Source organism: Micromonospora sp. DH13 (genome assembly GCF_020873825.1).
GTDB lineage: Bacteria > Actinomycetota > Actinomycetes > Mycobacteriales > Micromonosporaceae > Micromonospora > Micromonospora haikouensis.
The window spans coordinates 41,980-63,120 of the sequence record NZ_JAHWGR010000019.1 but is presented as its reverse complement, the minus strand read 5'-3'; the positions used below and the strand labels follow the sequence as shown (position 1 = coordinate 63,120).

At 71.4% G+C, this 21,141-nt stretch carries 18 protein-coding genes and 2 pseudogenes; 9 read left to right on the top strand and 11 right to left on the bottom strand.

Features of this window, described 5'->3' with window-relative positions; translation table 11 throughout:
* Positions 1–121: 121 nt before the first annotated feature.
* Both LPA42_RS19085 and LPA42_RS19080 read right to left on the bottom strand, forming a co-directional pair.
* Positions 122–961 carry an aminoglycoside phosphotransferase family protein gene (locus LPA42_RS19085; protein WP_077939620.1) on the bottom strand — a complete coding sequence of 280 codons (840 nt, stop codon included), beginning with the start codon at positions 959–961 and terminating at the stop codon, positions 122–124.
* Positions 958–1,773 carry a response regulator transcription factor gene (locus LPA42_RS19080; protein WP_077939619.1) on the bottom strand — a complete coding sequence of 272 codons (816 nt, stop codon included), beginning with the start codon at positions 1,771–1,773 and terminating at the stop codon, positions 958–960. Before LPA42_RS19080 ends, LPA42_RS19085 begins: the two co-directional genes overlap by 4 nt.
* 488 nt (positions 1,774–2,261) lie before the next feature.
* Here LPA42_RS19080 and LPA42_RS19075 point away from each other — a divergent pair, with 488 nt between their 5' ends.
* The 3 genes from LPA42_RS19075 (at position 2,262) to LPA42_RS19065 (ending at position 5,896) form a co-directional block, all read left to right on the top strand.
* Positions 2,262–3,509, top strand: a complete 1,248-nt coding sequence (locus LPA42_RS19075; protein ID WP_077939618.1) for an MFS transporter — start codon at positions 2,262–2,264, stop codon at positions 3,507–3,509.
* Positions 3,510–3,638: 129 nt separating this feature from the next.
* Positions 3,639–4,427: a class I SAM-dependent methyltransferase gene (locus LPA42_RS19070; protein ID WP_158229481.1), complete on the top strand. Its 789-nt coding sequence runs from the start codon at positions 3,639–3,641 to the stop codon at positions 4,425–4,427.
* Positions 4,428–4,447: 20 nt separating this feature from the next.
* Positions 4,448–5,896, top strand: coding sequence for an MFS transporter (locus tag LPA42_RS19065; RefSeq protein ID WP_077939616.1), 1,449 nt, complete (start codon positions 4,448–4,450; stop codon positions 5,894–5,896).
* A gap of 15 nt (positions 5,897–5,911) precedes the next feature.
* Here the strand turns inward: LPA42_RS19065 and LPA42_RS19060 are convergent, their stop codons facing one another.
* From LPA42_RS19060 to LPA42_RS19050, 3 genes are all read right to left on the bottom strand, one after another.
* Entirely contained in the window at positions 5,912–7,096 is a 1,185-nt protein-coding gene (locus LPA42_RS19060; protein WP_077939615.1) for a hypothetical protein, read from the bottom strand.
* Positions 7,093–8,520 (bottom strand): hypothetical protein, encoded by a 1,428-nt coding sequence (locus LPA42_RS19055; protein WP_077939614.1) that lies wholly within the window; start codon positions 8,518–8,520, stop codon positions 7,093–7,095. The genes LPA42_RS19060 and LPA42_RS19055 overlap by 4 nt, the downstream gene beginning before the upstream one ends.
* 224 nt (positions 8,521–8,744) lie before the next feature.
* Positions 8,745–9,731 carry an aldo/keto reductase gene (locus LPA42_RS19050; protein ID WP_077939613.1) on the bottom strand — a complete coding sequence of 329 codons (987 nt, stop codon included), beginning with the start codon at positions 9,729–9,731 and terminating at the stop codon, positions 8,745–8,747.
* Between the two features lie 129 nt (positions 9,732–9,860).
* Between LPA42_RS19050 and LPA42_RS19045 the strand changes: the two genes are divergently transcribed.
* The 3 genes from LPA42_RS19045 to LPA42_RS19035 all read left to right on the top strand — a co-directional run bounded on the left by LPA42_RS19045 (position 9,861) and on the right by LPA42_RS19035 (position 12,348).
* Positions 9,861–10,709: a helix-turn-helix transcriptional regulator gene (locus LPA42_RS19045; RefSeq protein ID WP_077939612.1), complete on the top strand. Its 849-nt coding sequence runs from the start codon at positions 9,861–9,863 to the stop codon at positions 10,707–10,709.
* A gap of 145 nt (positions 10,710–10,854) precedes the next feature.
* Entirely contained in the window at positions 10,855–11,709 is an 855-nt protein-coding gene (locus tag LPA42_RS19040; protein WP_077939611.1) for an SDR family NAD(P)-dependent oxidoreductase, read from the top strand.
* A 27-nt stretch (positions 11,710–11,736) separates the two neighbouring features.
* Complete coding sequence (locus LPA42_RS19035; RefSeq protein WP_077939610.1) at positions 11,737–12,348, top strand: TetR/AcrR family transcriptional regulator; 612 nt, start codon at positions 11,737–11,739, stop codon at positions 12,346–12,348.
* Between the two features lie 107 nt (positions 12,349–12,455).
* Here the strand turns inward: LPA42_RS19035 and LPA42_RS19030 are convergent.
* Positions 12,456–13,271 (bottom strand): annotated as a pseudogene (locus LPA42_RS19030) (SMP-30/gluconolactonase/LRE family protein); the annotation flags it as partial.
* A 148-nt stretch (positions 13,272–13,419) separates the two neighbouring features.
* Entirely contained in the window at positions 13,420–14,118 is a 699-nt protein-coding gene (locus tag LPA42_RS19025; RefSeq protein ID WP_158229479.1) for a DUF4304 domain-containing protein, read from the bottom strand.
* Between the two features lie 320 nt (positions 14,119–14,438).
* Here LPA42_RS19025 and LPA42_RS19020 point away from each other — a divergent pair.
* Positions 14,439–14,741, top strand: a pseudogene (locus LPA42_RS19020) (AAA family ATPase); the annotation flags it as partial.
* 631 nt (positions 14,742–15,372) lie between these two features.
* Here LPA42_RS19020 and LPA42_RS19015 read toward each other — a convergent pair.
* Both LPA42_RS19015 and LPA42_RS19010 read right to left on the bottom strand, forming a co-directional pair.
* Positions 15,373–17,031 (bottom strand): CocE/NonD family hydrolase, encoded by a 1,659-nt coding sequence (locus tag LPA42_RS19015; RefSeq protein ID WP_198956727.1) that lies wholly within the window; start codon positions 17,029–17,031, stop codon positions 15,373–15,375.
* Positions 17,032–17,087: 56 nt separating this feature from the next.
* Positions 17,088–18,068: a zinc-binding dehydrogenase gene (locus LPA42_RS19010; protein ID WP_077939606.1), complete on the bottom strand. Its 981-nt coding sequence runs from the start codon at positions 18,066–18,068 to the stop codon at positions 17,088–17,090.
* Positions 18,069–18,164: 96 nt separating this feature from the next.
* Between LPA42_RS19010 and LPA42_RS19005 the strand changes: the two genes are divergently transcribed.
* The gene (locus LPA42_RS19005; protein WP_198956726.1) at positions 18,165–18,821 is read left to right on the top strand and encodes a TetR family transcriptional regulator; all 657 of its coding nucleotides are present in this window, start codon (positions 18,165–18,167) and stop codon (positions 18,819–18,821) included.
* Between the two features lie 35 nt (positions 18,822–18,856).
* Here the strand turns inward: LPA42_RS19005 and LPA42_RS19000 are convergent, their stop codons facing one another.
* Together LPA42_RS19000 and LPA42_RS18995 are read right to left on the bottom strand one after the other, a co-directional pair.
* Complete coding sequence (locus LPA42_RS19000) at positions 18,857–19,147, bottom strand: hypothetical protein (protein WP_144082775.1); 291 nt, start codon at positions 19,145–19,147, stop codon at positions 18,857–18,859.
* A 41-nt stretch (positions 19,148–19,188) separates the two neighbouring features.
* Complete coding sequence (locus LPA42_RS18995) at positions 19,189–20,007, bottom strand: helix-turn-helix domain-containing protein (protein ID WP_077939605.1); 819 nt, start codon at positions 20,005–20,007, stop codon at positions 19,189–19,191.
* A gap of 197 nt (positions 20,008–20,204) precedes the next feature.
* Between LPA42_RS18995 and LPA42_RS18990 the strand changes: the two genes are divergently transcribed.
* Positions 20,205–21,140, top strand: coding sequence for an SDR family NAD(P)-dependent oxidoreductase (locus LPA42_RS18990; RefSeq protein ID WP_077939604.1), 936 nt, complete (start codon positions 20,205–20,207; stop codon positions 21,138–21,140).
* Position 21,141: the final 1 nt, after the last annotated feature.

Here is a 21,141-nt window from a genome sequence, read left to right as displayed (position 1 = left end):
GGGCCCGACCCGCCGGCGGGCCCACGGTCACCGTCCCGGCCACCGCCGTGGAGCCAGGGCTACGCGAGGTCGGGGTGGCCCCCCGCGCGGTGCCCCCCCCACCTGACGGCCCGACCGGGGGTCAGTACTCGCCGCGCCCGAAGGCGGCCAGCTCGGCGGAGTGTGCCGGGTTGCTGACGTACGTGGCGCCGATCGGCGCGGTGACCCGGCACCACATGTCGAGCCGGTCGACGTCGATCCCGGCGGCGGCGGCCAGCTCGTCGCGGCGGCGTACCATCTCCGCGCGATCCAGTCCTTCGAGCACGTAGTCGACGGCGTCGAAGCAGGGGTCGCCGGCGCAGGCCATCGGGTCGATCGCCACCAACCCCCGGGCGCCGCCGCTGAGCACGTTGCCCAGGTGCAGGTCGCCGTGGAGCAGCACGGTCTCGGTGGGCACCGCGAAGAGGTCGTCGCGCAGCCGCTTCGACCCGGCGAGGTCGGCGCCCCGCCGGACCGCCGAGTTGAACAGCACGTCGATCCAGTCGGTGAGCTGCCGGGGCGCGGCGGCCGGGTCACCGGCGGCGTGTAGGTCGGTGAGGAAGTCGGCGTAGTCGGCGGGGGTGGGCGGCTGCGCCATCTTCTCCACCAGCGTGCCCGGCCGGATCGACTCCAGCAGCACCGCGCCCCGGGCCGCCGCCAGCACCACCGGCACCCGCCCGCTGGGCCCGAACTGGCGCAGCATGTCGACCTCCTCCCGCACCGCGTAGCTGTCCGGTGACAGCTTCAGCACCGCCTCACCCTGCGGGCCGGTGCAGCGGAACACCACCGAGGAGTTGCCGGACTTGAGCTGCTCACCGAGGTCGAGCCCCCACTCGGCGACGAGATCGGTCAGCCGCTGCGGCAAGGTGCCGGCCCAGCGGTGGGCGGCCTTGCCGAAGCGCGGCTCCAGCCGGTTGGCGATGGTCTCCAGGTCCAGGGTCATGCCGTTCCCTCCACCGAGCGCAGGCTGGCCAGTGCCGCCGGGCCGCCCGCCCGACGCAACGGCATCGCGCCAGCGCCGTGCAGCCGGGGACTCCCGCCGCCGGCCACCAGGTCGAGCCCCGGCCGGTACGGCCGCGGGCGGGCGAACCGGGCCTCGCGGGCCATCTCGATCGCCTCGTACCGGTCCGACACGTTCAGTTTGTTGAAGATCGTCGAGATGTGGTTGCTGATCGTCTTCGGGGACAGGTTGAGCCGGGCGGCGATCGCGGCGTTGCGCATGCCCGCCGCGATCAGCTCCAGCACCTGCCGCTCGCGCTCCGTCAGCTCCGGGAACATCTGCTGGTTGCGCGGCTCCCGGCCGAGCTGCCCGATGAGCAGGTCGGCGACGCGGGGACCGAGGATCACCTCGCCGGTGGCAAGGCCCCGGACCGTCCGCACGATGCCGTCGCCGGGGCAGCTCTTGAGCACGTACCCTCGGGCGCCGGCACGCATGGTGGTGACCACGACGGCCTCGTCCTCGACGGCGGTGAAGACCAGCACCGCGGTCGACGGCGAGACCCGGGTGATCTCCTGAAGAGTGCCGGCCTGGAAGTCCGGCATCGCGATGTCGAGCACGAGCACGTCGGGGCGGACCGACGCCGCGCTCCGCAGCGCCGCCTGCGCCGTTCCCGCCTCGGCCACCACGTCGATCTCAGTCGAGGTGGACAGCAGGGCGATGAGCCCCCTGCGCACCACCGGCTGAGCGTCGGCCAGCACCACCGTCACGACCCGGGGTTGTGCCCCGTCCGCGACCTCCTCCGGATCCCGACTCATCGTATGAGCCAGGTCCGTGGACGAGCCAACGCCGACCATTGCCACACCTCACCCCGTCCCCAAGCAGCCCGCGACGCCTCCCGGCGGGAGGGCGTCGCGGGAACGGATCGCCTCATCGGCATGAACAGCTACCTACATCTACTAGAACAACACATATACACGATCGGCGGGCCCCCCTGTCAATCATCCGACCTATTTTCCGAGGTCAATTACGTAAACGAAGATGGATCGCAGCTACTGTCAGTCAGAAACATTTCAGCGCCGATGGTGGATCCCAAGGTCACGACCTGCGCCTACGGTCGTCCGGCCGGCGGGATCCGCCCCGATCTGCGCCTACGCCTAGCGCAGCGGCCCCGGGTTGTCCAGCGGAAAACTTCCCGGACGGCCGGGAAGTCGTCCCGCCCGCCGCCGCCCGCAGGCCCTGTCCATCCGCCACCCCGATCACGATTATTGATGACGACCGCGCCATTACACCAGGATGTGGGAACATGCCCTTTTCGCGATTGATTGATTATTCGTTCCGTTTGGTGCCGACCGATCCGCTGCGCAGGAAACTGATCGCGATCCGGCTGGCCGAGTCGATCGGCAAGGGCGTCTTCCTCAGCGGCAGCGTCGTCTACTTCACACTCCGCGTCGGGCTCGACGCCAAGCAGGTCGGCCTGGGCCTCTCCGCGGCCGGCCTCTCCGCCTTCGTGTCGTCGGTGCTCTTCGGGGTGATCGCCGACCGGGTGGGCGCGCGGCGGCTGCTGATCGTCCTGTTCACCACCCTGGCGGTCGGCTTCGGCCTCTACACCCTGGTGGGCAGCGCGGCGCAGTTCTACGCCCTGGTGGTCGCCGTCGGGTTCATCGAGTACGGCACCGGACCGACGAACGGGGCCCTGGTCGGCAACCTCGTGCCCGCCGACGAACGGGTCAAGCTCAAGGCCATGATGCGCTCGGTGTTCAACATCGGCTTCAGCATCGGCATCGGGGTGGCCGCCGTCGCCGCCCTCAGCCAGCGGCTGCTGGTGCTCATCCCGCTCACCACCGCCGCGCTGATGGTCGGCGCCGCGCTGCTGGTCACCCGCCTGCCCGACGCGCCGTCCCGGCCGGTGCCGGTGGGCTTCAAGCGCTTCGCCGCCGTACGCGATCCGCGCTTCCTCGCGGTCATCGGCGTCTCCACGATCCTGGCCTCGCACGTCAGCGTCATCCTGGTCACCATGCCGCTCTGGGCACTCAACCGCACCACGCTGCCGCACTTCCTGGTGCCACTGCTGCTGATCTTCAACACCGTGTTCGTCATCCTGTTCCAGGTCCGGGCCAGCCGCGGCGCGGACACCGTGGCGGGAGCCGGCCGGCTCGCCCGACGCTCCGGCTACTGGCTCGCCGGCGGATGCCTGGTCATCGCCCTGACCGCGCTGGAGGACAACGTGGCGCTCGCCTGCGTGGCGATCGTCGCCGGCGTGCTGATCCTCTCGGTGGCCGAGGTGATGCAGGCCGCCTCCGGCTGGGGACTCGCCTTCGGGCTCGCCCCCGAGCACGCCCAGGGCGAATACCTGGGCGCGTTCGACCTGCACGTCATCACGCAGAACATCGTCGGCCCGGCAGTGCTCTCCGGCCTGGTCATCACGTTCGGGTTCTGGGGGTGGCTGGGCATCGCCCTCGCCGCGCTCGCCGCGTCGGCGTTGATCGTCCCGGTCGCGCACCGCAGCCAGGTCACCCTGGAGCCCGAGCCCGCCCCGGCGACCAGCCGCTGACGGGCACGGCGCCACCGCACCGTCCCACCCTTCTCCTGACCTGCCCCGATCCGTCGTCCACTCCTTGTCCACAACGCGCTCCTAGCCTTTCACCAGTGCTTCGAGCACGGTGGACGACAGGAGCTCACGGTGACAGAGCTACGCTCGACGGGTCGCTCGGTGCAGACGATCTACGACTCGATCGCGAGCACGTACGACCACGTCACCCGACGCAACGACTACGACCGCTGGGTCGCGCTCTACCTGGACCTGATCGGGCGGCACGGCGCAGCCGGACGACGCCTGCTCGACCTGGGCGCCGGCACCGGCCAGGCCGCCATCCGCCTCGCCCAGGCGGGATACCAGGTCACCGCGGTCGACGTCTCGCCGGAGATGCTCCGGCAGGCACGGGCGAAGCCGGGCGCCGAGCAGGTCCGCCTCGTCGTCGCGGACCTGCGGGAGCTGCCCGACCTCGGGGTGTTCGACGTCGCGGTGACGCTGGGCGAGCCGTTCATCTACCTGCGCGACGAGCAGGAGCTGTCCGCCGCGCTACGCGGGGTGTCCGCCCTGCTGGCGCCGGGCGCCCTGTTCGTCTTCGACCTCGGCACCGCCGGATTCCATCGGCGGCACCCCTCGCGCGTGGTCGTGGAGGACAGCGAGAACGAGTTCACCGTCGTACGCGGGGCGTCGTCGCGGCGCGACCCGCACGGCTCGGACTACCTGATCGACCGGTTCACGACCGACGACGGGATCACCTGGCGGCGGTTCCACCAGCGGCACGAGTTCTCGTACTTCGCGCCGGACGTGGTCGGGCGGCTGCTGGGCGAGGTGGGCCTGACGCACCTGGCCACCCACGGGCTGCACCTCGGCGAGCTGGCCGAGAACGCCGACGAGGAGCTGCACCGCAAGAGTTTCGTCGTCGCGCGCAAGCCGGGCTGAAAGCTTGCCCAGGCCGCCGCATGCCGTGCGGCACCGGTTCGGGGCCGGTGCCGGCGAGTCCCTGGAGGCGAGAGGAGGTGTCCGATGAAGATCGCCGACTGGAGCGAGTGACGCGCGGTCCCGTGGCGGGCCGCCTCCCGCGCCGGCCGCAGGAGCGGCCCGCCACGGACCGGGCACGCGCAGGGCCCCCGGGTGCCCCGGGAAGGGGACGCCGATGGACGCGGACCGACCTCCCGTCGCACGTGGCGCCGCTGCGGGTGCCGGCGTTCCGGCGTTACTGGGGCGCCGTGAGCGTCTCGACCGCCGGGGACGGGGTGCTCTCGGTGGCGGTGCCCGTCGCCGCCGCAGTGCTGCTCGGCGCGGGCCCGGCCCAGATGGGCTGGCTGACGGCGCTGGCGTGGATCCCGAGCGTCCTGTTCGCCATTCCGGCGGGAGGGTGGGTGGCCCGCTTCCGGCACCCGCTGACCCCGATGATCGGTGCCGACCTCGTCCGCTTCGCGGTGACCGCGTCGCTGCCGGCGGCCTGGTGGCTGGGCTGGTTGGACCTGCCCGCCCTGTACGCGCTCACCGCGATCGTCGCGAGCGCGTCGGTGGTGTTCGTCGTGGCCGATGCCGCTCTCTTCCCCACCCTCCTCGACGACGACCGCCTCGTCGCCGGCCAGTCGCTGGTCTACAGCGCTCGCACGGTGGCGTCCGTGGCGGGATCCGGTGCCGGCGGTCTCCTGGTCCCGGTCCTCTCCGCCCCCGTCGCGGTGGCCGCGGACGCGCTGTCCTACCTCTGGTCGGCCGCCCTGCTGACCAGGATCGACCGCCCTGCGGCGCGGACGCCGCCACGACGGACCGCACCGATCTCCACCACGGGGCTGCGCTTCATCGCGGCCGACCCCGCCCTACGTGGCGCGCTCGGCGTCACCACCACCGCCAACTTCTTCAACCTGATGTTCCACGCTCTCCTCGTCCTGTTCCTCACCCGGACGTTGCACCTGTCCGCAGCCGTGACCGGGCTCGTGCTCGGCGCCGAGGCCGCCGGGGCCCTGGCGGGATCCCTGGCGCGCCCGGCGGTCGCCCGGCGCCTCGGGATGCCCCGGAGCCTGGTGGCCGGCAGTCTGCTCTCCGCCGCGCCGCTGACGGCCGTCGCGGTCGCGGCCGGTCCGACGGCGGTGGTCGTGAGCGTCGTGCTCGTCGCCTCGCTCCTGTCCGGGGTGGGCCGCTCGGTGCAGGACATCAGCGTGGCCGCCACCTTCGTCTCCACCGTGCCGGTGCCGCTGCGCACCCAGGTCCGGGGGGCCTACCAGACGATCAGCTTCGGGGTACGCCCGGTCGGCGCGGTGCTCGGCGGGCTGGTGGGGCAGTCGGTCGGGCTGCGGCCGGCGGTCGTCCTCGCGACGGCCGGTGGCCTGCTCGCGTTCCTCTGGGCGCTGCCGTCCCTGCGGTCCCCGCACGGGCCGCGAGGGACACCGGAAGCCTGACGGCGGCGCGACACGTCAGGCCCCGCCCCTGCCGGTGCCGCGCACCGGGACTTCACGCCGACGACTGGAATCGATGATGTCGCGGCGGAGCAGGCGGCCGAATCCGGCGCGGTCGAGTCGTCGGACCAGCCCGTCCCGGTCGGTGCGGAGCGCGACGGCGGTGGCGTCGAGGTCCCAGTCGGTGGCGGCGAGCTGAGACAGCAGGTGTCCACGGCGGGTCTGCGCGGCTGACAGCCGAAACGTCTTGAGGTACGCCAACGCGCCGGCCTCGTCGGTGATGGTCTCGCCGATGTGGTTCTCGGCGTCGGGGTCGAAGGCGGGCAGGAACCGGGACAGGGTGAAGCGGCCCATGCGCTGAACCGGGGTGCTGGTGAGTCGCTCGGCGGTGAGCAGCCCGTCGGCCATGAGGACGTGCGACGCCGCCCAGTCGGCGTTCACCCGGGCCAGTTGCGCGCGCAGGTCGGCGATGCTGGCGATGCGGGTGTCGTCGAGACGGAAGGTGAAGTCCGGTACGGCTGGATACAGCTGGGTGTAGTGGAACAGCAGTTCGCCGTAGAAGTCCTGCAACAGTGTGGGGTGCAGGGCGCGGTAGTCGTCCGGGTGCGGGACGACGAACGCGGCGGCGAGCGCGTCGGCGACGTAGAGCAGCATGCCGCACTGGTCGGGGTGGATCTCGAAGACGCGTAGTGCCTCGTCGAGGCCGGTGATGGTGGCGCCGGTGTAGCTGGCCTCCACGCGGGGGGACAGCCCCCGGGTGACGGCGTCGCGGGTCCATTCCTGCCAGGCGACGGGCGGGCCGCCGAACTGCAGCGTGAGGTACCCCTCCATGGCCAGGTGCAGCGGCAGGAACCGCAGCCGTTGCCTGTCCTCACGGCGAGCCATGCGGCGGCGCGACGCCAGCCGGATGCCGGTGGGAGCGCCGGTGTCGGCGGGGTCACGCAGCTGGGTGCCGTACGCGGCGGCCGGGGTGGCGTCGGTGGTCCAGGTGGCGACGAACGCGTGCGGGAGGTAGGAGAGGTACCCGGTGCGCGGCCCGGTGCGGACCATCGACAGTTCGTCGGGGTCGTAGAGGCGGGCGTGCAGACGCAGGTCGGTGATGGGGACCGCCCGCAGTAGCGGGACGAGGCGGACCGCACCCCACGTCTGGGCGGGGCCGGCGGCCAGCCCGGTCAGGTCGATTCCGCTGGCGACGGCCGTCACGACGCCGCCTGCCCGGCGTTGAGGAACCGTTCGACCCGGTCGGCGAGGTGGCGGCGCAGCTCGTCGAAGCCGGCGCTGCCGGTGGCGAAGCGGGCCAGCTCGACGAGCGCGGCGGCGTCCTCGGCGTCCCGGACACCGACCGTGGCCACGCCGGCGGCGAGACGACGCACGTCGAAGGTGTCGGCGTCGTAGACCGGGTTGAGGTGCACGACGCTCGTGGCCTGGTGGGGATCGAGGCGGGTACGCCAGACCCGCAGCACCTCGGCGGCCTGCCCGGGCGGGTCGTTGTCCCAGCCGTCGGAGACGATGACGAGCCGGTCGGGGCGACGCTCGAGGGCGTCGACGAGGCGCAGGCCCAGCCCGGTGGCGCCGACGGGATGTACCAGCAACGGTTCGCCGCGGTGGTGCAGCCACAGCCCGGCGTAGTCGGCGGCGAGGGCCTCCAGCAGATAGTGCGTGGCCAGGGCGACGGCCAGCGGCCGGCCGCGCTTCACGCCGGAGCCGGCGGCGGAGTAGCTGTCGTCGAGGACGGCCACCACCCGGCCCCAGGTGCCCGCCTGCCGGCGGGCGGCGCGGCGCGCGGCGGCCCGCAGCGCTCCGGTGAGCTCGTCCCGTCGCCGGGCGCGTTCCGGGCGAGGCAGCGACAGCGCGTAGATCGCGAGACGCGTCAGGGGCGCGGTGGCCAGGTCCGGGGCGACCGCCGCGACCTTGTGCCGTGCGGCGGCCCCCTGCAACCGCAACCGTTCGCCGTCGGTGAGCTTGGGCGCGATGCCGGACAGGAACCGGGCCCGGTCGATGCCGTGCTGGGCGGCCAGTCCCTCGGCGACGGTGTACGGCAGCTCGTACAGGGCGCGCTGGTCGTAGTGGGCGCGTCGCCACGCGTCCAGGATCGGTGTCTCGTAGCGCTTCGGGCGGCGCCAGTCGAACAACGCCGTACCGACCTCGCCGGGAAGTGGGAGGTGGGCGTGGCGGGCGGCGACCGACAACGATCGGCGGTACTTGACCGCGTCGAAGGCCGGGTCGGGCCGGGCCGCCACCCAGTCGCGCACGATGGCGCGGGTACGCCGGTTGTTGATCCCCAGCCGGCGCAGTTCGCGGAACACGCCGTACACCCGCTGCGGCGGCAACGTCCGCAGCCGTGCCGCGATCAGCCGCCCCTCCGTCGCGCGCTGCTGGCCGCTCGCCTCCCGGGCGGTGCGTAGCAGGTTCGTCACGACCATACCGGTGTTGAAGTGGTTGACGTCCAGGGCCAGGGTCGCGGCGTACAGGTCGCGGTAGTTGCCCAGCACGTACTCATGGAGGAACGCCAACGACAGGCGCTGCGTGGCGGCTCCGGAGCGGAACTCACGCTGGCCCGTCGAGGCGATCGCGGCGTTGACGAACATCACCACGTCCTCGCACGCGACCCGATCCGCCCGTGACATGACCGCGGACCGCCTTTCCACACGGTGCTGATGGGGCCGGTCGGGGATTGGGGGCACGAACTGCGAAGCATCGCTTCAGAGGCGGGTTCCGGAAGTCGCACCGAAGTCCCGCGACCGGCCCGGCCACGATACCCGCCGCGATCACCACGACGCGACGAGAAAATCGCCCCGAGACCCGGGGTGGGGACACTCACCACCGCCCCGGCGAACCCCGTGACGAAGCCCTAGTTGCCGACGCCGAGGCTCGACATGAACGCCGCCGGGTAACGGTCACCGCGCGCGGCGCCCTTCGGCACGGCCGCCTCGATCTCTTCGAGGTCATCGGCCGACAGCTTGACGTGCAGCGCCGGCAACGCCTCGGCCAGCCGCTGCCGGGTGCGCGCACCGACCAGCGGAACGATGGACGGGTCCTGCGCCGCCACCCACGCGATCGCCAGTTGCGCCACCGTGCACCCCTTCGCGTCGGCGACCCGGCGCAACGCCTCCACCAAGGCGAGGTTGTGCGACGCGTTCTCGGCGGAGAAGCGGGGGCTGTGGTTACGCGGATCGTCCGCCCGCCCCGGCACCCAGTTGCCCGAAAGCAGGCCGCGGCCCAGCACCCCGTACGCGGTCAGCCCGATGCCCAGTTCCCGCAGCGTGGGCAGCACGTCGGCCTCGACCGCCCGCGACAACAGCGAATACTCGATCTGAAGATCAGAAACCGGGTGTACGGCGTGCGCCCGGCGGACGGTCTCCGCGTCCACCTCGGAGAGTCCCACATACCGCACGTAACCGGCGTCGATCATCTCCTTGATCGCGCCGATCGTGTCCTCGATCGGCACCGACCGGTCGAGCCGGGCCGGCCGGTAGATGTCCACGTGGTCGACGCCGAGCCGGGTCAGCGAATAGCTCAGGAAGTTCCGCACCGAAGCCGGGCGGGAGTCCTGACCAGCGAACCGCATGCCCGGCCCCACCTGCTGCCCGAACTTCACACTCAGCAGATAGCTGTCCCGGTCGCGTCCCCGCAACGCCTCCGACAGCAGCAGCTCGTTGTGCCCCATGCCGTAGAAGTCACCGGTGTCGACCAGCGTGACCCCCGCGTCCAGCGCGGCCCGCACGGTGGCGATGCTCTCCCCGCGATCGGCCGGGCCATACGTCCCCGACATGCTCATCGCCCCCAGCCCCACCGCGGAAACCGTGGGACCCGTGTCGCCCAGAGTGCGTGTCTGCATCGAAACTCTCCCTCGTCGGTCGATCTCGGCTCCACCCTGCGCCGCTTCCCGGCCCGCTGGCAGCGGAGCGCTTGTCGTGGGAGCGCCGCTCCCTGGCTCCGTGCCCGGTCCCGGGGGCAGCATGGAGGCATGCAGCGCAAGCAGCTCGCCGACTTCCTGCGTCGCCGGCGCGAGGCCATCCGCCCCGCCGAGGCCGGCATCGCCGACGGCCCCCGCCGCCGCACCGCCGGCCTGCGCCGCGAGGAGGTCGCCATGCTCGCCGGCATGTCCGTCGACTACGTCGTCCGTCTCGAGCAGGGCCGCAGCAGCCAGCCGTCGGCCCAGCTGCTCGGTGCCCTGGCCCGGGCCCTGCGCCTGACCGACGACGAGCGGAGCCACCTGTTCCACCTGGCCGGTCACCAGCCGCCGCCCGCCGACGGCATCGCCCGCCTGGCCCGGGCCGGCCTGATCCGCCTGCTCGACCTGGTGGGCGACACCCCCGCCATGGTCCTGTCCGACCTCGGCGAGATCCTGGCGCAGAACCGCATGTCGATCCTGCTCGCCGGCGACCACACCGGGCTGACCGGCGACCGCCGCTACGTCGCCTACCGCTACTTCACCGACCCGGCCGTCCGCGACCTCCACGGCCCCGATGAATGGCAGCGACACGCCCGCCAGCAGGTCGCCGACCTGCGCGCGGTGGCCGGCCGGCGGGCCGGCGACCCGGCCGTGACCGGCCTGATCGAGCGGTTGCGGGCGGCGAGCGACGACTTCCGGCGGCTGTGGGCCGAGCACGAGGTGGCGGTGCGCCGGGCCGACCGCAAGACGTTCCTGCACCCGCGCGTGGGCCGCGTCACGATGGACTGCGAAACCCTGGTCACCCCCGACCTCGGCCAGCAGTTGCTGGTGCTGACCCCGGCCGACGCCGAGGCCCGGGAGAAACTCGAGCTGCTGCGCGTGCTGGGGGTCGAGGAGTTCCCGGCCGCCGTGCCCCACTGACGACGCCCGCAGTTCTCCACGCCGACCCGAAGCTGGCGCGGGTGATCCCGGACAGCGCGCCGCGTGGGCATGGACAGCGCGACACTGTTTGCGACACCATGTCGCAAACTTGACGACAGGGTGTCGCATAAGGCAGAGTGCGGCCATGCAGAAGCTGATCGTGGTCACCGGCGCCTCCACCGGCATGGGTGCCTCAACCGCCCGCGAACTGGCCCGCCAGGGGTTCCACGTCCTGGCCGGCGTGCGACGCGACCACGACGCCGACGCCATCCGCACGACCGGCATCGAGCCGGTCATCCTCGACATCACCAGCTCCGAGCAGGTCGCGGCACTCGCCGCGCGGGTCGCGGCCGACCCGCGCACGCTGCACGCCCTCGTCAACAACGCGGGAATCCAGGTGAACGCGCCGGTCGAAGCACTGCCGATGGCGCAGTGGCGGCGGGTGTTCGAGGTCAACCTGTTCGGCCACGTCGCCGTCACCCAGGCACTCCTGCCCGCGCTCCTGCACGACAAGGGCCGCGTGATCAACATCAGCTCGATAGGCGGCAAGGCCGCCATGCCCACCTACGGGGCGTACGCCGGCGCGAAGTTCGCCCTGGAGGCGGTGAGCGACTCGCTGCGGCGCGAGGTCGCGCCGCTGGGCGTACCCGTGGTCGTGGTCGAGCCCGGCGGCGTCCGCACGAAAATGGCCGCCCGTGGGATCGCCACGGCGAACCAACTGGCCGCCGAGATGACGCCGGAGCAGGACGCCCGGTACGGCAGCCTGGTCCAGGCGATCAACACGTTGATGCAGACCGGCACGGCGTCGGGCGTGACCGCCGACGCCGCCGCCCGGGTCGTCGCGAAGGCCGTGACGGCCCGCAGACCGCGTACCCGCTACACCATCGGCCGCGATGCCGCCCTGGTCATCGGCCTGACCCGGCTGCTCTCCGACCGGATGCTCGACCGCGTCATCGCCGCCAACCTACGCCGCCACCACCCGAAGGCAGCCACCGGATGACCCCCTGCCGTAGGGAAGGATGACCGAATGCCGCGGATCCGGGGAACCAGCATCGGGGAACACCACGAGATGGTCTGGGCCGATCTCGCCGAGGCGATGCGGCAGCTACTACTCGAACGCGACTACGACTCGATCAACATGGGCCACATCGCGACCCGGGCCGGGCTCGCGCGCAACACGCTGTACAACTACGCCCGCGACCAGACAGCGCTGGTCCTGGCACTGACCCAGCGGGTGGGCCAGCCCACGGTCGAACGGGTGGCCACGATCGCCACACGTTCCACCGAACCGGCTGCGGATCGGATGCGGGAGATCATCGAGACCGTCCTGACCGCGTTCCAGGACCAGATCCTGCAGCTGATGTTCCGGCCCGGCTCCGGTCCGCCGTTCGTCGACCTACCCAAGGGGCCGGACAGCCCGTTCCACGCGATCGTCGTCGAGGTCGAGAACGTCGTACAGGACGGCATCGAACGCGGCGAGTTCCGCGATGTCGGCGACGTGCACCTCACGGTGGAGCTGCTCTCCGGCGTCATGCGCGCGGGCGCAGAACGCATCGGCCGGGACCCGGCCACCTACTCGGCCACGGTCCACACCGCACGGGAACTCATCCTCGCCTCGCTCGAGTTCCCCCCGCTTTGAGAGAGCGGGTGGGCCCCGCTGGCAGCGAACATCCGGGCAGCGTGACCGGCTGACCGCAGGACTGCCGGAGACCTTCCGTCAGCCAACCGGTCGTCTCAATGCGGTCATCACGGTGTGCACCCTGGAACAGCGACCCGCACTGCCAGCATGCGGCCCTCGCGGGCCGACCTGCGAGCCTTCTCGTGGAAGTCAGGTGCCGCGCAGGCGAACAGTGTCATCCCTGCGGCACCGCCGAGGGCGCAGGCGTACACCGGCGAGCCGGGCCGGATCTCGTCGGTGATCGTGCCGCCCTCGACCACCCGCACGAGCCGGCTGCCGACCGCATCGGCGATCCACAGCCCGCCCGTCGCGTCGAGGCAGGCACCGTCGCCAGCGACCTGCAGCTCGGCCAGCACATGGTCGAGCCGGTGGCCGACCGGGAGGGGCCCGAACGTCGCCCACGGCCGCCGGCCGCTGAGGTCCCCGTCGTCGGAGATGTCGAAGGCGGTGACCCGGTTGCCGAACGTCTCCACCACGAGAAGCACGTTGTCGGGGGTGATGACGCTGCCGTTGGGAAACCACAGGTCGTCGGCCACCTGCGTGACGTAGCCGTCGGGATCCACGCGGTGCAGCCCGGCCGGTCGTAGCGGATCATCGGCCATGAGATCGAAGCCGAAGTTGCCGACGAACGCGCGGCCGTGGCTGTCCACGACCAGGTCGTTGGCGTGCCCGGTGGCGTGACCGGCCAGATCGGCATGCACGACCAGCGTTCCGCCCGGCTCCTTGCGGAGCACCTTGCGGTCGCGCATCGATACGACCAACATGCGTCCGTCGGGGAGCCAGCCCAGTCCGGAGGGTTGCCCTGGCACGTCGGCCTCGGCCCGCAGATCAGCGCCGTCCTCCCGCATGGACCAGACCTGAGGGCCGTAGAAGTCGACGAACCAGAGCCGCGCAGACGACGGTGGGCGCGGTGGTCACCTCTTCCACGACGGCGGCCCCGAAGGCGCCAACACCAAAGCCGATCCTCCCCGCAGCCCGGGGGCGGTCATCGTGGCGCAGGGGCGCGGCCTGCAAGCCGCGCCCCTGCCTCCATCACCGAGACTCGGCTCTGGCTGCGTACCGTCGTACCCAGTCGACGAAGGACGAGAAGTCGGGGTCGCCCAAGCGGCTCAGCACACCATCCAACTCTGCGCTGGGCCCTTCATCGGCGAGCAGGACAGCGAGCGCTGCATCGCGGGGACAGTCACCTGGCAGCGTGGCGCCCGACCGGAGCCGCTCCTTGAGAACGCCGCGGTCCAGCAGCGGAGCGAACTCCGCGACCTTCTCCGCCAACAAGGTGCGCAGCGTCGCCCCCTTCTCCACCACCGCCTGAGGGGAATCGATCGACCACAGGGAGTGATCGCCGGAGTCGATCCCCGCGGGGACCCTGCCACTGGTCAGGATGCGGAGCATCTCCTCACGCGGCAACGCCCAGAGCGAGTTCGGCTTGGCCAACCGGGTGCGGACCAAGCCCTCCGTCACTTCCGGCAATTCGGCGTCGGTCGCCGTCGAATCGCCTCGCCTGTGCAGCAACCACGGATACGGCACGACAGCCACGTTGACGTAGAAGAGATACGCGTTCCTCGTCGACGATGAGGAACGCTGGAACTCCACGACGAGAGCATCCCCGTCGTCTTCGACCCGGCGGTAGACGTGTCCCGCCCCGCTTACCAGGCGATGCTCTGCCATAACCGGATCGACGAACTCCCGGCAGAGCGTTCGGCTCAGATTGCGCGCCAGGTGCCCAGACATCGCCCCTCCCACTCTCGTGGCAGTTGGTGCCTCGCCAAGCTGATCTCCCTCAGAATGCCTTCGTCCACATCTTGCGGCTCCTGCCGGTCGAGCCGGAATTCCGCCAACGCGGTAAGTGCATGGCATGCCCAGTCGAGTTCCTCGACCAAGGCACCGTCGAGGAACTCGTTGGTCGCGGCCATCCCGCCCGACAAGCACCGGGCCACCTCCGGCCGTAGCGACCGGATGCTCCGCCTCGACATCGTCGTGCCGGTACGAAGGTTCAACCGTGCTGCTGCGAGCCTATGATCGCCGAGATTCGTCGAAGGGTGGTAGCGCGGATGAGGGTCGCGATCTCCGGGACGCATGGGATCGGAAAGACCACCCTGGCCGAAGCGCTGTGTGCGCGCCTGCCGGGCCACGTCATGGTCGACGAGCCGTATTACCTCCTGGAAGAGCAGGGGTACGACTTCGCTCTCCCACCGTCATCGGAGGATTACCGGGCGATGTTGGCCTGCTCGATTCGGAGCCTGCAGTCGCCGTCAACATCCAGGGCCGTCTTCGACCGGACACCGCTCGACTATCTCGCATACCTGGCCGCCAACGGAGCGGACCCGGCGGAGCAGGCCGATGCCTCCACGTTGCGCGACACGCGGCACTCCGAGCGGTGGCGGACCGAACTCGGGTGGCCGGTGTTCCGCCTGGCCTCCAGCTGACGGCGACGAACTCCGTGGTGTACGTGTACTCACTTCCCCCGTTGACCAGCCAGTTCCGGATCTCCGCCGCACCCCGGTGGCTACGGCCCTCATCCGTCACCACCGCGTCCGCGGCGAACGCGCCGACGGCGGCGTCCGCCTCCCGGGCCTCATGCGTGGGAAGGAACCCCGTGATCGCCGCCGGCAGATCGTCCCAGTTCAACGCCGTTGCCCGCTTCGAGCGCATCTCCATGCCCCAACCATCAGGTCTCCCTCCGGGGGAGGGTCAAGGAGGCCGGTCGGAGTCACGCCGACCCCTGACGCGGGGGTCTGGGGACTGGCGGAGCAACCGCGCCGCGGAGTCCGCACGGCCCCGCATCAGTTCCGCACCGGCGAGGCTGCGGGCCGTGTGGGCGCGACCGAGATCGTCGCCTACGGCGGTGGCCGTCACGGTCCGCAGTCTTTTCCCGCCGGGGCTGCGGACGCCTGCCACGCCGGTGCGGACGGTGAACGCGAGCCCGGCGCGTCCGACCGGTCCGTGCGCGAGCCAGGCACGCGAGACCACCGGCTGAGGGCCGGGTCAGGCCTTCGCCGGCAACAGGATCGCGGAGGGGTGAACGCCATCGTGCAGGATCTCGAGGTGGGTGACGTGGGCGGTCGTGGCGGTCGCGACCGGCTCGTCCCCGCCGAGGTTGCGGGCGAACCGGGGAAACGCCCCGGCGGACACCTGAACGCGCAGGCGGTGACCGCGCCGGAAGACGTACGCGGTGGGGGACAGCTCCACGGTCACCTCGGTCGTGCCGTCGGGCCGAACGGTGACCAGGTCGTCGCACACGTTGATCGACTTGCCGCGCTCGTCGACGTCGCACAGCCGGACGAACAGGTCATTGCTGGGCCGGTCGGCGCGCAGCCACACCTGCGCCGTGACCTGCCCGACAACCTCCAGGTCGGACTCGAGCACCGGTGAGGTGAAGGTCAGCACGTCCGCCCGCTTCTCCAGCGACCGGTTGTCCTTGGGGCCGGGACCGTTACCGTCCAGCTTCGGCCCGCCCACCGACGGGGTCGGGTCGTTCGGGTCGTAGGTGAAGGTGCTCGGCGGCGAGGCCGGGTTCACACCCCGCTCCAGCGCGCCGCCGGAGCGCAGGTGCCAGCGCTGCCGCGGGTACCCCGCCGGCGGCCACTGGTCGAAGTCACGCCACTGGCCGACACCCATCACGAACAACCGCACCGGCGCCCGGTCGGCTGGCTGCTCTCCCCGCGCGAGCGCGGCCCCCCAATCGACCACCTGCTCGATCGCGGCGCCCATGCCGACGGGGTCGGCATGCCACCACGGGCCGACGGTCAGCCGGGGGTTGCGGCCGGCGGCGGCCAGGGCCTGGAAGTCGCGCAGCTGGTCGGTCAGGAAGATGTCGTACCACCCGGTGATCGAACTGACCGGCACGGTCACGTCACCGACGGCGCCGCTGTGGTCCTCGTCCTTCCAGTACGGGTCGTTCTGGTCGTAACGCACCGTCTCCTGGAAGAACGGCGACTCGCGACCGAGCAGCGCCTTGTCCACACCGGTCAACGGGAGCGTGTTCATCGCCGCGGCGACGCGCTTGCGGTCCAGGCCCAGCATGGACCGCAGCAACGCCCGCGGTCGCTCCTGCGTCTCGGTGTTCCACACCCAGTTGGTCAGCGTGTCGAGCTCGAAACGACCGGGACGTAGCAGGGTCAGCGCCAGCCGCGACGACGTGATGTGCGGAACCATCGCCTTGACCTGCACCGGCGCCTCAGCGGCGACCGCCCACTGGGTGTAACCGAAGTAGCTGGAGCCGGCCAGTACCACGCCGCCCCTGGCCCACGGCTGGTCCGCCAGCCAGCGCAAGGTGGCCAGCCCGTCCTCCCGCTCGTGCCGCATGGCCAGGAACGTGCCACCGGAGCCGAACGTGCCCCGGCTGCGCACCATCAGCACATGCATGCCGCGCTCGGCGATGGCCCGGCCGTACATCCACCCCAGAGGACCACCCGGCCCGTACGCGGTCCGCACCACCACGGTGGGCAGCTGCTCCAGCGGAATGCCGGCGGAGCCCGCGGGCGCCCAGTGGTCGGCGAGCAGGGTGACGCCGTCCTCGACCGTGATCGGGATGTCCCGTTCCACCGTCACCTCGCGGGTGACGGCCGGCGGAAGCTTCAGCATCCGCTGTCCGAGCCGACCGGCCAGTTTCGTGACGAAATCATTCTTGGGGCGGGTGCTCACGATGGTCTCCTGTTGATTCGGACGAGGCGGTGCGGGGGCCGAGGCGTGCAGCGGTCTTACGGGACGAGGACGACGCGGCCCTGGGCCGTGTGCTCTTGCAGCCGCTGGTGAGCGGTCGCCGCCTCCGCGAGGGGCAGCAACTCGATCTCGGTGTCGGCGAGCCCGGAGGACGCGGCGGTCAGGGCGGCGGCTGCGGCGGCGGGGACGGCTTCCGGGTGCGCCGGCAGGTAGCCACCGGCGTTGAAGCCGGCCACGATGACGTTGCCCTGCCAGATCGTGTTGCCGTTGACGCCGTGCTCCCACTCGCCGCTGGCGTTGCCGACCAGCAGCAGCCGGCCGCCCGGGGCGAGCAGTTGCAGGCTCTCGGTGCGGACCTGCCCGCCGACCGGGTCGACGATCACGTCGAACTTCTCGTCGTCGAGGACGCTCAGCATGGCGGCCGAGTCGACGATCTGGTCGTACGGCAGCCTGCTGGCGGTCGCCGCGGCCACCCGATCACCGCGCACGGTGCCGACCACCCGGGACGCCCCGAGCTGCTTGGCGACACCGGGGAACGCCGCCGCGAGCGCGCCGAACGCCCCGTGCACCAGGACCCGCTCCCCCGGGTGCAGCTGGATCGGGCCGGTGAGGGCGACATGGGCCATCAGCGCGTTGGGCACGACGGCCACCGCCAGCGCGGGGTCGAGGTCGTAGGCCTGGGTCGACAGCACCCTGGCCCGGTCGCTGACATACACCGATGCGTAGCCGCCGGTGGCCGACGCCGACAGGGTAACCACCTTCTCCCCGATCGTCAGATCGGTGACGCCCTCGCCGAGGGCCCGGACCGTACCGGCGACCTCGAGGCCAGGAACGTACGGCGGCTGCGGCAGGCCAGGCACACCGTCGTACAGGCCCTGCCGGAGGTAGACGTCGATCAGCCCGACCGCGGCGTGGGTCACGTCGATCGCCACCTGGCCGGGCCCGGGCTCGGGGTCCGGCAGCTCCGTGAGCGCCAGGACCTTCGCGTCGCCGAACTCAGTGACCTGTACGACCCTCATGATGACCCTCCCTGCTTAACGCACCTTGTGATGCGTTAAGCGGTGTCAGCATATGCACCTGGCGTAGCGCAGCGCAAGGTGCGTTATGGTGGGGTCATGCGTCAGCGGGCACGGTCGATCGACGACAAGCAGCGTCGTTCCGAGGATTTGCTGGTGGCCGCCGAAGCGGTGGCCCTCGAGCGGGGTGGCGTCCGGTTCGTGACGCTGGCCCCGGTCACCGAGCGAGCCGGCCTGCACCGCACGGGTGTGCGGCGCTACTACGCCAGCAAGGAGGAGTTGCTTCTCGAGCTGGCCGAACGCGGCTGGCAGCAGTGGAGCGCCGCGATCACCGACAAGGTGCGCGACAGCGACGGCCTCGGGCCGCGCGAGGTGGCTCTGGTGCTGGCCGACACCATCGCGTCCCTGCCGGTGTTCTGCGACCTGCTGACCCACGTGACGCTGAGCCTGGAAGGCGACGTCGACATCGAGCGCGCCCGGCAGTACAAGACCAGGGCCTTCGCCGCCTACGACGAGATCGTGGCCGCCCTGGACCGGGCGAGCAGCATGACCGTCGACCAGATCCAGGCGCTGCTGGCGGCCACACTCGCCTTCGCCGCCAACTTCTGGCAGGTGTCGCACCCCACTCCCACCCTCGCAGCGCTGTACGAGCAGGTGCCGGAATGGGGCCACGTCGCCTTCGACTTCCGTCCCCGGCTCCAACTGCTGCTGCAGTCGACCGCTGTCGGACTGGCCGAGACGCTCACTGCCACCTGATGAGGACGGCCGCGCGGCCTACCCGGCGTTGCCCTTCAATGCGCCCACACTGCGCCACACGTCCGATGACGTCGTCGAGGCGTCACACCCACCTGCAGCTGTCGGCCACCAGCGGCCGGATCGCCGATCCGATCGAACCGGGAGATCACCGGAGTCATCGCGGCGCGCCCGTGGACGTCGGTGCCCTGCGGAGCGATCCCGCTCCCGCGCTGGCCGATCTCGTCATGCATACCGCGCAGTTGGCGAACCTCGGCGGAGGCGATCTGGCCGACACACTCGCCGACCGCCACCGGGCCGACGCCGCGCGATACGCGCCGGATCCGCATTCGCGCAGCGGTAGACCACCAGCGGTACGAGCGGGCCACGCCTATCTTGCTCCCGGCTCCTCCAAGCGGCGGAGCGCGGCGTGTGACGGAGAGCCGGGTTCGGCGTGGTACATCACCATGAGCTGGCCGTCGGCGCCGTTCACCGTGAACTTCTCGTGTCGCAGCTTCAGCGGCCCCACGACCGGGTGGAGCATGTGGCTGAAGCCGCCGACCTTGGGCCGCACATCCTGTCGGGCCCACAGCCGGCGAAACCGGTCGCTTCGCCGGCACAGCTCGTCGACGAGTTCGTCGAGCCGTGGATCGTCGAGGTCGACGCCGGCCGCAGCCCGCAGCCCGGCCACCGATTCCGCCGTCGCCCTGTCCCAGTCCTGGTGCAATTGCCTGTCCCGGGGATCGAGGAACACCGCCCGGAGCAGGTTCACGCCGGGCCGGTACTGCGGAGACAACGCCCGGGCCAGGGGGTTCGCGGCGAGGACGTCCATGAAGCGCCCCTGAACGAAGGTCGGCACGGTCAGCTGTTCAATCAGCTCGGCCACCCCGGGCGGCACTCGTTCCTCCGTCTCCCGGCGGGCGGGGCGAGCGGCGGTGGCCCGGGCGAGCTGGTGCAGGTAACCGGTGGCGTCGGCGTCGAGGCGGAGGACCGAGGCGAGCGCGTCCAGCACTTGCGGGGACGGGTTGTGGTCGCGGCCCTGCTCAAGGCGGAGGTAGTAGTCCGGGCTGATCCCGGCAAGCAGGGCCAGTTCCTCGCGTCGCAGGCCGGGCACCCGGCGCCGGCTGCCCCGGGGCAGATCCACCTCCTCCGGCGTGACGAGCTGGCGACGCGCTTTCAGGTATGCCCCGAGCCGTTTCCTACCGTCCACCCACCGACCGTAGTCCGCTGCGCGGCGTGACCGCCGACTTCCCACCGCAGCAGGCACTCGGACCCGGATCCTCATCCTGGTCCTGACAGGGCCCTGCCTCACGGGGGCCTCCGATCAGGTCCCGGACCCGTTGCACCATGTGATCGGCGCCGCTCCCGGAGTGGCCGGAATCCGTCGGCGCCACCAGGAGGGAACTCGTGAGCACGTCCATCATCAGCCCTTTCACCAGGGAGAATACCGCCGACGAGGTCAGCGCGGGCATCGACCTCACCGGCAGGCGGGCGATCGTCACCGGGGGCGCGTCCGGCATCGGCGTCGAGACGGTCCGCACCCTCGCCCGGCGAGGCGCCGAGGTCACGATCGCGGCTCGGCGGCTCGACGCCGCGACCAGGATCGCGGAGGACATCAAGGCCGACACCGGCCACCCGAACGTGCACGCCGCCGAGCTCGAGCTCACCGACCGCGCGTCCGTGGCCGCCTTCGCCGATGCCTGGACCGGGCCGCTCGACCTACTGATCAACAACGCCGGAGTCATGATGATCCAGGAACTCACCCGCAACGCCGACGGCCGCGAGATGCAGTTCGCGACGAACCATCTCGGCCACTTCGATCTCACCACGCGTCTGCATGCCGCCCTGGCCGCCGCGCCGGACGGCGCCCGCGTCGTCAATGTCAGCTCCTCCGGCCATCTGTTCGGCCCGGTCGTCTTCGACGACATCGACTACCGGTTCCGGGTCTACGACCCGTTGTCGGCGTACGCACAGTCGAAGACCGCCGGGATCCTGTTCGCCGTCGGCGCCACCCAACGCTGGGCCGGTGACGGCATCCTCGTCAACGCCGTCAATCCCGGCGCGATCAGAACCGGTCTGCAGCGGCACATCGGCGGCAAGCTGGCCACCCCGCAGGATCAGCAGAAGGACGTTCATCAGGGCGCGGCGACCAGCATCTTCGCCGCGGTGTCCCCCCTGCTGGAAGGCATCGGCGGGCGGTACTTCAACGACAACACCGAGGCCGTCCCCGTCGACGAGCGTCCCGCCGACGCCCGGGTTCTCGTCACCACGGTCGCGAGATACGCCCTTGACCCCGAGGCGGCCGACCGGCTCTGGACGGCCTCCGAGCAGTACCTGAGCTGAT

Bases quoted from the DNA above. Each gene is read 5' to 3' on its own strand.
- LPA42_RS19065 (WP_077939616.1), top strand. From the start codon at position 4,448: ATGCCGTGCGGCACCGGTTCGGGGCCGGTGCCGGCGAGTCCCTGGAGG.
- LPA42_RS19050 (WP_077939613.1), bottom strand. From the start codon at position 9,731: ATGCAGACACGCACTCTGGGCGACACGGGTCCCACGGTTTCCGCGGTG.
- LPA42_RS19010 (WP_077939606.1), bottom strand. From the start codon at position 18,068: ATGAGGGTCGTACAGGTCACTGAGTTCGGCGACGCGAAGGTCCTGGCG.
- LPA42_RS19080 (WP_077939619.1), bottom strand. From the start codon at position 1,773: ATGAGTCGGGATCCGGAGGAGGTCGCGGACGGGGCACAACCCCGGGTC.
- LPA42_RS19040 (WP_077939611.1), top strand. From the start codon at position 10,855: ATGCAGAAGCTGATCGTGGTCACCGGCGCCTCCACCGGCATGGGTGCC.
- LPA42_RS19085 (WP_077939620.1), bottom strand. From the start codon at position 961: ATGACCCTGGACCTGGAGACCATCGCCAACCGGCTGGAGCCGCGCTTC.
- LPA42_RS19025 (WP_158229479.1), bottom strand. From the start codon at position 14,118: ATGTCTGGGCACCTGGCGCGCAATCTGAGCCGAACGCTCTGCCGGGAG.
- LPA42_RS19000 (WP_144082775.1), bottom strand. From the start codon at position 19,147: ATGCGGATCCGGCGCGTATCGCGCGGCGTCGGCCCGGTGGCGGTCGGC.
- LPA42_RS19055 (WP_077939614.1), bottom strand. From the start codon at position 8,520: ATGTCACGGGCGGATCGGGTCGCGTGCGAGGACGTGGTGATGTTCGTC.
- LPA42_RS19005 (WP_198956726.1), top strand. From the start codon at position 18,165: ATGCGTCAGCGGGCACGGTCGATCGACGACAAGCAGCGTCGTTCCGAG.
- LPA42_RS19045 (WP_077939612.1), top strand. From the start codon at position 9,861: ATGCAGCGCAAGCAGCTCGCCGACTTCCTGCGTCGCCGGCGCGAGGCC.
- LPA42_RS19075 (WP_077939618.1), top strand. From the start codon at position 2,262: ATGCCCTTTTCGCGATTGATTGATTATTCGTTCCGTTTGGTGCCGACC.
- LPA42_RS19035 (WP_077939610.1), top strand. From the start codon at position 11,737: ATGCCGCGGATCCGGGGAACCAGCATCGGGGAACACCACGAGATGGTC.